Here is a 10000-nt window from a genome sequence, read left to right as displayed (position 1 = left end):
TGAGCTACATAATCAATATCAAAAGCATCCCCTGAAGGAACTCCGTTAGCTGGTGAAGTGTAACCACTTCCTTTTCCTAGTGGAACAGTAGAAGTTGGATTTACACAAACACATCCAATACAACCTGCATTTCCACCACCACCAGTTGCACCAAATAAGTGACCAATATCGTAATTAGCATTTCCGATAGTGTTAGTTAATGTAGTTTGTAATTGTTGATTCCAATTTGACATTGAACTTGATGCTGAATAGGGGTCTGTTGAAGCACTAGTATAAATTACTAAATCGGTATTTGAAATTAATACCATTCTAGCATTAAAGTCTTTTTCAAAAACACCATTAACACGTGTCATTGTATTGTTAATAGCGGCTAATGCTTGCGCTTTGGTTCCTCCAAAATAAGCAGTATATTCACCCGTAACTGACATTGCTAAACGGAAAGTTCTTAAACTTCCATCGTCAGCATTTGGTCTTAAATTGTTGCTATCTGAAGGAGTAATTCTATCTAAAACAGAACATTCAAATTTAGTAAAAGCAGTTCTTTTGTCTGTTTTTACGTAAACGGTGTAGGTTTGTAAATCTTGAGAATAAGGCTCAACAAATACAGCCGGTTTCCCTGGATTTAATACCATAGACTTAAATCCAAGTGGCGAAGTACTGATATAAGCACTTGCTGTTGGATTGTCAATTCCAATTCCAATATACGATTTGATTTCTGGATATCTTGCTGCTAATTCAGGTTCCATGTTGGAATTTTCATAGATTCTAAATTGCTCCATTGTACCATCCACATTTGGTAATGATAGAATTACGCTAGATTTTTGATTAGAAAAACGATCAGGAGCGTTTCTTAATAAATTAGTTGCAGCCGGAACATCTAAGTCTAAAAGTTGTTTTTCTGGAAGGTCTAATTTACTTTCCAAAGCCACTTTGCTTTTACTTTGAGCTGTTTTCCAAAACGTTCCTCTGTCTTGAGCCTGTAGGAAACTCGAAGTTGCTAATAAAGCAAGAAGGAGAAATTTTTGTTTCATAAGTTATAGTTTGGGTTTTAGTTGAGCAAATATATTTAAGTTTTTTAATATTGCAATACGAATAATTAAAAAAATATTGTAAAAAATTACGATATTCATACTTATAGATTAAAATAATTAAACATGTGTTAAAATTTAAATTTATGTGTTTGAAATATTGAAGATTGACATTTTTAATTTTTAATACAAGAAATGGAAGAATATGTAATTATCTTTTTAAGGTTCAAAAAAATATACCTATTTTCACATTCTTAAAAGCAAACTTGATAATGAAAAAATTAGCACTACACTGGCAAATATTACTTGGAATGGTTTTCGGAGTTTTATTTGCTTTTATATTGATTCAATTTACGTGGGGAAAAGACATTATTGTCGATTGGATAAAACCATTTGGAACCATTTTTATTAATTTATTAAAGTTAATTGCGGTTCCTTTGATATTGGCTTCATTGATTAAAGGAATTTCTGACTTAAAAGATATTTCCAAATTATCTAAAATGGGAGGAAGAACAATTGGATTATATGTGCTAACAACAGTTATTGCTGTTTCAATTGGATTATTAATTGTTAATATTATCAAACCTGGAAGTTATATTTCGGAACAAACAAGAACTGAATTAGTTGCAAGTTATACAGCTGATGCCAATTCAAAAATTGAAGCTGCTGCCAAGCAAAGTGAAGTTGGACCATTACAATCTTTAATTGATATTGTACCTGATAATATTATAAAAGCTTCATCCGATAACGGTAATATGTTACAAGTGATTTTCTTCGCAGTGATTTTTGGTATCGCCATGATTTTAATTCCAGAAGATAAATCGAAACCTGTTAAAGATTTTTTTGATAGTTTCAATGAGATTATTTTGAAAATGATTGATTTAATAATGTTGTTTTCACCTTTTGGAGTTTTTGCATTACTAGCAGCAATTGTTGCCGAATCGCCAAGTTTAGATTTGTTTAAAGCGCTTGGAATGTATGGCCTAACCGTGATATTAGGTTTAATATTAGTAATGTCTTTCTACTTGTTATTGGTGAAACTATTCACCAAGAAAAGTCCAAAATTCTTTATCAACGGAATTTCTCCTGCTCAATTATTAGCTTTTTCAACGAGTTCAAGTGCAGCTACTTTACCAGTTACTATGGAAAGAACGGTTGATAATTTAGGAGTTGATGATGAAGTAGCCAGTTTTGTTTTGCCAATTGGAGCTACTATTAATATGGACGGAACCAGTTTATATCAAGCTGTTGCTGCTGTTTTTATTGCGCAATCTTTTGGTATGGATTTGTCTTTAGCAACTCAATTAGGAATTATTGTTACTGCAACTTTAGCTTCTATCGGAAGTGCAGCTGTTCCGGGAGCCGGAATGGTAATGTTGGTAATTGTATTAGCACAAGCCGGAATACCAGAAGCTGGTTTAGCTTTAATTTTTGCGATCGACCGACCTTTAGATATGTGTAGAACTACAGTTAACGTTACCGGCGATGCAGCGGTGTCCATGATTGTAGCTAAATCTGTAAATAAATTGGCTTAACTATGAACGATTTTCATTGGACCAAACTTTTTAATCCCGAATTCTATATTACTATGGAAATAGGTGGTGTGCCCATCGGAATTTACATGGTTTTATTCATTGTTTTTGCCGAAACAGGATTGTTCGCCGGATTCTTTTTACCAGGTGACAGTCTTTTGTTTTTATCTGGAATTTACAGTCGCGAGTTGGTAGAAACATTTTTTATGATTCCAAGCGATTTATCAAATGTTACCATTTTAGCTTTATTAATCGCCACAGCGGCTACTCTAGGAAATATTTTCGGATATTGGTTTGGTGCCACTAGTGGTCAGTTTTTATATAACAAACAAGATAGTTTCTTTTTCAAAAAGAAATATTTATATGAGTCGCAAGCGTTTTTTGAAAAACATGGTGGAAAAGCCATCATATTTGCTCGTTTTTTACCAATAGTTAGAACATTCGTGCCTATTATAGCAGGAATTGTTCATATGGAAAAAAGCAAATTTATGCTTTATAACGTATTAAGTTCGCTTTTATGGTCGTTTCTTTTAGTTTTTGCCGGACATTATTTGTACGGATTCTTTAATGAAGAATTTGGTATTGATTTAAAGAAACATATCGAAACGATTATCTTAATTTTAATTGCTGTAACTTCATTTCCATTGATAATGAAAGCCATTAAAGCTAGAAAAAAGACAGCAAATACTCAAGAATAATGCAACTCAGTTATTGGGAAATAAAAAATTGGTTTTCAAACGTCGATTTTACTATCGTAGGTAGTGGAATTGTGGGTTTACATTCAGCATTAGCTTTGCGCGAGCGATTTCCTTCTGCCAAAATTCTAGTTCTCGAAAAAGGTGTTTTGCCTCAAGGTGCTAGTACAAAAAATGCAGGATTTGCCTGCTTTGGAAGTATTTCCGAAATCATAGACGATTTAAAAACCCATACCGAAGAAGAAGTCATTAAACTCATTCAAAAACGATATGCAGGATTGCAATTGCTTCGAAAAAATCTCGGTGATTCGGTAATTGATTTGAAACCTTATGGCGGTTACGAATTATTTCTAAAAGAAGACGAATCGTTTTATAACGAATGCATTCAGAAAATTCCATTTATCAATGATATCATAAAACCACTTTTTAAAACCGATGTTTTTTCAAAAGAAGTAGATCGTTTTAATTTTGGAGGTATTTTCGAAAATTTGATTTTTAATCCGTTTGAAGCGCAAATCGATACTGGAAATATGATGCAAGCTTTACTAAAAAAAGCACATCAAAATGACATTCTGATTTTAAACAGTCAAACCGTAACAAGTTTTCAAGAAGTAAACGATGGTGTTGAGGTGGAGACCAATGGAATTTCTTTTAAAACCAATAAATTATTGTTCACCACAAACGGTTTTGCATCACAAATAACTAATAATCAAGTTAAACCGGCTCGAGCACAAGTTTTAATCACAAAACCAATTCCGAATTTAGATATTAAAGGTACTTTTCATTTAGATAAAGGCTATTTTTATTTCAGAAACATCAATGATAGAATTCTTTTTGGTGGCGGAAGAAACTTAGATTTCGAAGGGGAAACCACAACTTCTCATGATACAACCGAATTGATTCAAAATCGTTTGGAAGAGTTATTAAAAACGGTAATTTTGCCACATCAGGAGTTCGAAATTGAACACCGATGGAGCGGCACTATGGGCGTGGGAATTCATAAAAAACCTATAGTGGAACAACTTTCAAATAACGTTTATTGCGGAGTTCGCATGGGTGGAATGGGAGTTGCTATAGGTAGTTTAGTCGGACAAGAATTAGCAGATTTAATATAGAATGGCAAAAAAAATTACTCCAAGTAAAAAGACTTCAGCAAAAAAACCAGCAAAAAAAAGAACTACAGGTCAAAAGATTTTACGTTTCTTATGGTTGGTTTTTTTATGGTTCAATATCATTAGTTTTTCGGTTGTTTTACTTTTCAAATTTGTTCCAGTTCCGTTTACACCTTTAATGGGTATGCGCGCTTTAGAACATAATAAAGATGGGAAAGAAATGATATGCAGTCACGAATGGGTGCCAATTGATGAAATTTCATTAAACCTTCAAAAAGCAGTTATCGCTAGCGAAGATGGTCGTTTTTTAGAACATTCTGGTTTTGATTTTGAAGCCATGCAAAAAGCCTTCAAGAACAATCAAAAAGGTAAAAGGCTAAAAGGAGGAAGTACTATTTCGCAACAAACGGCAAAAAATGTTTTTCTTTGGCAAGGTAGAAGTTATGTTCGTAAAGGTTTAGAAGCGTATTACACCGTTTTAATTGAATTAATTTGGGGTAAAAAACGTATCATGGAGGTTTATCTTAATAGTATCGAAATGGGTGATGGAGTTTACGGAGCCGAAGCAGCAGCTAAACATTGGTACAGAAAAGATGCCGCTAGTTTAACCCGTTATGAAGCTGCCGGAATTGCGGCTATTCTTCCTAATCCTAGAAAATACAAAGCATCTAATTCATCCTCTTACATTAATCGCAGAAAAGCGCGAATTAGTCGTGAAATCGGTTATGTAAAATTAGATTACTAAAAAGAAAATCTTGAATAAGACTATATTAATAACTGGAGCTTCCAGTGGAATAGGTAAAGAAACTGCTTTGTATTTTGCGAAAAATAATTGGACGGTTATAGCTACCATGATTTCAATTGATTTGGCGGATGGTTTAGCAACAACTCCAAATGTGTTTTGTTATGAACTTGATGTTACTTCAACTGAAAGTATTATAAGAGCAAAAAATAAAATTCTTAACGAGCACAAAATAGTCAATGTTGTTTTAAACAATGCTGGGCTGGGGTATCGGAGTTTTGTAGAGTTGTCTGAAGATCATAAAATTGATAACATTGTTAATGTTAATTGGTTAGGAGCTGTCAAAGTTTGTAGAGCTTTCATCCCTGTGTTTAGAAGTCAAAATTCTGGACAATTCATCACTATTTCTTCAATTGCAGGTTTGGTCAACTTACCATTAGGTAGTTTTTATCACTCGACTAAACAAGCAGTTGAAAGTTTTTCAGAATGTATGGCATATGAACTTCTTGATTTTAATATTAGTGTTAGTACCGTTCAATTTGGAAACGCTCCAACTTCTTTTCAATCTAATGTTGCCAAATGTAATACAACTAAAATTCATACTTACAACAGGTTAATGGATAAAGTGACTGCCATTTTACATAAAAAAACTAAGAAGAATATAAATCTTACTCCTATTATTACAAAAACTATATTCAATATTGCTGAAAATCCAAAGAAAAATTTCAAACGATATACTATTGGATTTGATGCTAATTTCATGAGTTCTATAAGACGATTATTAGGATATAAGGCATTCAATTCGTTAATTCGAAAATCTGTTTTAGGTCATTTTTAATTTACATATAAAACATTTCTTATTACTTAAAACTGAAAACAATATTATTTTCGGTTTTTGGGTTTTGTAGTAACATTTTATTTTCTTTTCGACTAATTAAGAAAACTAAAAATTATGCAAGCACACGAAATAGATTACCATATTTATGGTGAAGAAATGCAATATGTGGAAATAGAATTAGATCCGCAAGAAGTAGTTATTGCTGAAGCTGGAAGTTTCATGATGATGGAAAACGGCATCAAAATGGAAACTATTTTTGGAGATGGAAGTCAAGAACAACAAGCAGGAATTTTTGGAAAACTTTTATCGGCAGGTAAACGCGTTTTAACAGGCGAAAGTTTATTTATGACAGCTTATCAAAACTTAGATTTTGGAAAACGAAAAGTGTCTTTTGCTTCTCCATATCCAGGAAAAATTGTACCGATTGATTTGCAACAATTTGGAGGAAAATTCATTTGCCAAAAAGATTCTTTTTTATGCGCTGCAAAAGGAGTTTCAGTTGGAATCGAATTTTCTAAAAAATTAGGAACTGGATTGTTTGGAGGAGAAGGTTTTATCATGCAAAAAATAGAAGGCGATGGAATGGCATTTGTACATTCAGGCGGAACTTTAGCCAGAAAAGAATTGCAATCAGGAGAATTACTTCGTGTAGATACAGGTTGTTTGGTTGGGTTTACCAAAGACGTAGATTACGATATCGAATTTGTTGGCGGAATCAAAAATACCATTTTTGGTGGGGAAGGAATTTTCTTTGCAACGCTTCGTGGTCCTGGAATTGTTTACATTCAATCGTTACCATTTACTCGTTTAGCAGATAGAATTATAGCATCGGCACCAAAAGCTGGTGGAAGCAGTAGAGAGGAAGGAAGTTTACTTGGAGGATTAGGAAGAATGCTTGACGGCGACAATCGTTTTTAATTTAACTTATTTTTATATATTGATTTTCAGTAGTTTAGATTAAAATTTGTAATTTTATTAATCTAAACTCTGGAAATTATGAAAAATAAAACAGTATTAAAAAATGCATTCCTAATTTTTTTAGGTATCGGATTGTTTTTCCTATTAATGGATTTTTTAGGATTGGCAAGTAAAAATTACTTACGCTCGTTAAACGCTTTTATAGTTTTATACGGAATTCATAAAACAATCAAGCATAATTACGATAAAGGGAAAATGGACTATTTTGAAAATTTATTTTCTGGATTTTTAACAGGAGTGTTAGGCGTTTTCCTCGGAATAGTTGGTTTAATTGCATTCATCTATACAAAAGGAGGAGAAAGCTATTTAACAACATTGTCTGATACTTTCTTTTTTGTTGGAAAAATAAATATCATTCAGTATTGTGGAGTTTTATTCTTTGAAGGTGTTGCTTCAAGTTTAATTGGCGCTTTTGTATTGATGCAATTTTATGGTGATGGGCAATTAGCTAGAAATGTTAAATAGGTCTAAGTGTATTGCTATAGGTAATAATGAATTGAAATTTTCCTTTAGTTACTTTTTTCATTACATAAACATATTTGTGTTTGCTTGATTTTTTGGCAGGAATTAAGATTTCTTTTTTGGAACTTATATCTTTAATTACCAAGTCTTGTTGGTTGTTGAAACTTAAATAAGAAGCAATTCTGTTGTTTAAATTAGTGATGGGATATTCAGAGTAAATCGTTTTTCCATTTTGTGAAATGATGATTTTTTCTCCCTTGTACACTTGAGTTAGAAATAAAATACTTTTGTTACTGTTTTTGGCATTGACTTCTTTTTGAACTTTTTCTATTTCAGGTTTTGAAGCACTTCTAAAGTCATCTCGATACACACTTTTAATGGTTGAATTACAACTTTGTAATCCAATAGAAGTAATAATGATTGATATAAAAACTAAAATTTGCATAACTAGAAAACCCGTTTTTTGAAATTTTATTGCATAAAAAAAGAGCCCGAAGGCTCTTTTATCAGTTTTTTAACTTTTCTATTTCAATTCTTTAACACCCATGTTGTAAAGTGTAAAGACTTGCATATCTACATTTTCTTGAATAGTCGCAGCAACCGATTTTCCTGCTCCGTGACCTGCTTTTACATCAATTCGTATTAAAACTGGATTTTCTCCTGTTTGTTTAGCTTGTAATTCCGCTGCAAATTTGAAACTATGTGCTGGAACTACTCGGTCGTCATGGTCTCCTGTGGTTACCATAGTTGCTGGATATTTCACGCCTGCTTTCACGTTATGAACAGGTGAGTAACCTTTTAAGTATTCAAACATTTCTTTGCTTTGCTCGGCAGTTCCATAATCGTAAGCCCAACCTGCCCCAGCGGTAAAGGTGTGGTAACGTAACATATCTAAAACTCCCACTGCTGGCAATGCTACTTTTACTAAATCTGGGCGTTGTGTCATCACCGCACCCACTAATAAACCTCCGTTTGAACCGCCTTTTATCGCTAAATAATCTGAAGAAGTGTATTTTTCTTTGATTAAATATTCAGCTGCTGCTATGAAATCGTCAAAAACGTTTTGTTTTTTCAATTGTGTTCCGGCATCGTGCCATTTTTTACCGTATTCTCCACCGCCGCGTAAATTCGCAACAGCGTAAACGCCTCCATTTTCTAACCAAACGGCATTCGCGATGCTAAAAGAAGGGGTTAAACTAACATTAAATCCTCCATAACCATATAAAATAGTTGGATTTTTTCCGTTTAATTTTGTCCCTTTTTTATACGTAATAATCATTGGAATTTTTGTGCCATCTTTTGAAGTGTAAAACACTTGTTTTGATTCGTAATCTGCCGAATTGAAATCGACTTTTGGTTTTTGATATACTTCTGATTTTCCTGTTTTTGGATCAAAAGCATAAGTAGTTCCAGGGGTTACATAATTTGTAAAAGAAAAATATAAAGTAGTTTCTTTTTCTTTTCCACCAAAACCACCAGCTGTTCCAACACCTGGTAATTGAATATCACGCACTAATTTTCCGTTGTAATCGTATTGTTTAATGAATGAAACGGCATCTTTCATATAACTTGCGAAAATATAACCGCTACCTGTGTTTGGCGACAAAACATTTTCAGTTTCAGCGATGCAATCTTTCCAGTTTTCTTTTCCTGGATTTGATAAATCAAAAGTTACCACGCGTTTGTTTGGTGCTTTGTAATTCGTTACCAAATAAATTTTTGACCCTTTGTTGTCTAAAACATCATTATCATTTTCGTAATTGTCAATTAACGTTACTATTTTACTGTCTGGTTTTGATAAATCCAAGTAATATAATTCATTTCCAGAAGTAGAATTTGCTGCCGAAATGAATAAATATTTTTCGTCTTCCGAAACGCCACCACCAACATACCTTCTTTTTACATCGCCACCAAAAACCAATTTATCTGTTTTTTGTGAAGTGTTTAATTTGTGATAATACAATTTGTGTTGGTCTGTTTTTGCTGATAATTCGCTTCCAACAGGTTTGTCGTAGCTTGAATAATAGAAACCTTCATTCTTGTACCAGGAAACACCACTGAATTTTACATCTACAATTGTATCGCCAATAATTTTTTTGGTTTTGGTTTCCATTACAATTACTTTTCTCCAATCGCTTCCGCCTTCCGAAATGGAATACGCAACTAAGCTTCCGTCTTTTGAAAAGTTAATTCCGCCTAACGAAGTCGTTCCGTCTTTTGAAAAGGTATTTGGATCTAAAAAGATTTCTTCTTTACCCGATTTATCTTTTCGGTACAAAACCGATTGATTTTGAAGTCCGTTGTTTTTGTAGTAATATGTGTAATCACCTTCTTTGAATGGAGCCGAAATTTTCTCGTAATTCCACAATTGTTCCATTCTAGATTTAAGTTGATTTCTGTATGGAATTTGTTCTAAATAACCATAAGTAACCACGTTTTGAGCTTTCACCCAAGCTTCTGTTTCTGCACTTCGGTCATCTTCTAACCAACGGTAAGGATCGTTGATTTTTTCGCCAAAATACGTGTCAACATGGTCGATTTTTTTTGTTTCTGGATAATTGATTTTTGTTTGTGCGTTCATACCAAGTGTACAAACAATAGCGGTTACTGTTA

The 10000-nt window shown here is 33.1% G+C and carries 10 protein-coding genes; 7 read left to right on the top strand and 3 right to left on the bottom strand.

Features of this window, described 5'->3' with window-relative positions:
• On the bottom strand, positions 1–1031 hold a 1031-nt coding region (locus LDL23_RS01000), incomplete at its 3' end, for a reprolysin-like metallopeptidase (RefSeq protein ID WP_291264037.1).
• 269 nt (positions 1032–1300) lie between these two features.
• Between LDL23_RS01000 and LDL23_RS00995 the strand changes: the two genes are divergently transcribed.
• The 7 genes from LDL23_RS00995 (at position 1301) to LDL23_RS00965 (ending at position 7390) form a co-directional block, all read left to right on the top strand.
• Complete coding sequence (locus tag LDL23_RS00995) at positions 1301–2563, top strand: dicarboxylate/amino acid:cation symporter (protein WP_291264036.1); 1263 nt, start codon at positions 1301–1303, stop codon at positions 2561–2563.
• A gap of 2 nt (positions 2564–2565) precedes the next feature.
• The gene (locus LDL23_RS00990) at positions 2566–3258 is read left to right on the top strand and encodes a VTT domain-containing protein (protein ID WP_291264035.1); all 693 of its coding nucleotides are present in this window, start codon (positions 2566–2568) and stop codon (positions 3256–3258) included.
• Positions 3258–4370, top strand: coding sequence for an FAD-dependent oxidoreductase (locus LDL23_RS00985; RefSeq protein ID WP_291264034.1), 1113 nt, complete (start codon positions 3258–3260; stop codon positions 4368–4370). The genes LDL23_RS00990 and LDL23_RS00985 overlap by 1 nt, the downstream gene beginning before the upstream one ends.
• 1 nt (position 4371) lies before the next feature.
• A complete protein-coding gene (mtgA, locus tag LDL23_RS00980) occupies positions 4372–5112 on the top strand; it encodes a monofunctional biosynthetic peptidoglycan transglycosylase (RefSeq protein WP_291264033.1) in 741 nt (246 codons plus the stop codon).
• A 10-nt stretch (positions 5113–5122) separates the two neighbouring features.
• Positions 5123–5947 (top strand): SDR family NAD(P)-dependent oxidoreductase, encoded by an 825-nt coding sequence (locus LDL23_RS00975; RefSeq protein WP_291264032.1) that lies wholly within the window; start codon positions 5123–5125, stop codon positions 5945–5947.
• Positions 5948–6061: 114 nt separating this feature from the next.
• Entirely contained in the window at positions 6062–6865 is an 804-nt protein-coding gene (locus LDL23_RS00970) for a TIGR00266 family protein (protein ID WP_291264031.1), read from the top strand.
• Positions 6866–6943: 78 nt separating this feature from the next.
• Positions 6944–7390, top strand: coding sequence for a hypothetical protein (locus tag LDL23_RS00965; RefSeq protein ID WP_291264030.1), 447 nt, complete (start codon positions 6944–6946; stop codon positions 7388–7390).
• On the opposite strand, the gene LDL23_RS00960 is transcribed toward LDL23_RS00965, so the two are convergent.
• Together LDL23_RS00960 and LDL23_RS00955 are read right to left on the bottom strand one after the other, a co-directional pair.
• Entirely contained in the window at positions 7383–7832 is a 450-nt protein-coding gene (locus LDL23_RS00960) for a hypothetical protein (RefSeq protein WP_291264029.1), read from the bottom strand. The two genes, LDL23_RS00965 and LDL23_RS00960, sit on opposite strands and share 8 nt — an antisense overlap.
• Before the next feature lie 78 nt (positions 7833–7910).
• Entirely contained in the window at positions 7911–9968 is a 2058-nt protein-coding gene (locus LDL23_RS00955; protein WP_291264038.1) for a prolyl oligopeptidase family serine peptidase, read from the bottom strand.
• Positions 9969–10000: the final 32 nt, after the last annotated feature.

This window comes from Flavobacterium sp. (genome assembly GCF_020217025.1).
GTDB lineage: Bacteria > Bacteroidota > Bacteroidia > Flavobacteriales > Flavobacteriaceae > Flavobacterium.
Note: the sequence above shows the minus strand (reverse complement) of the source record. Positions and strands in the feature narration are given on the sequence as shown.

Excerpts from the sequence above, each read along its gene's own strand:
- LDL23_RS00960 (WP_291264029.1), bottom strand. The coding sequence starts at position 7,832 with ATGCAAATTTTAGTTTTTATATCAATCATTATTACTTCTATTGGATTA.
- LDL23_RS00985 (WP_291264034.1), top strand. The coding sequence starts at position 3,258 with ATGCAACTCAGTTATTGGGAAATAAAAAATTGGTTTTCAAACGTCGAT.
- mtgA (WP_291264033.1), top strand. The coding sequence starts at position 4,372 with ATGGCAAAAAAAATTACTCCAAGTAAAAAGACTTCAGCAAAAAAACCA.
- LDL23_RS00970 (WP_291264031.1), top strand. The coding sequence starts at position 6,062 with ATGCAAGCACACGAAATAGATTACCATATTTATGGTGAAGAAATGCAA.
- LDL23_RS00965 (WP_291264030.1), top strand. The coding sequence starts at position 6,944 with ATGAAAAATAAAACAGTATTAAAAAATGCATTCCTAATTTTTTTAGGT.
- LDL23_RS00990 (WP_291264035.1), top strand. The coding sequence starts at position 2,566 with ATGAACGATTTTCATTGGACCAAACTTTTTAATCCCGAATTCTATATT.
- LDL23_RS00995 (WP_291264036.1), top strand. The coding sequence starts at position 1,301 with ATGAAAAAATTAGCACTACACTGGCAAATATTACTTGGAATGGTTTTC.
- LDL23_RS00955 (WP_291264038.1), bottom strand. The coding sequence starts at position 9,968 with ATGAACGCACAAACAAAAATCAATTATCCAGAAACAAAAAAAATCGAC.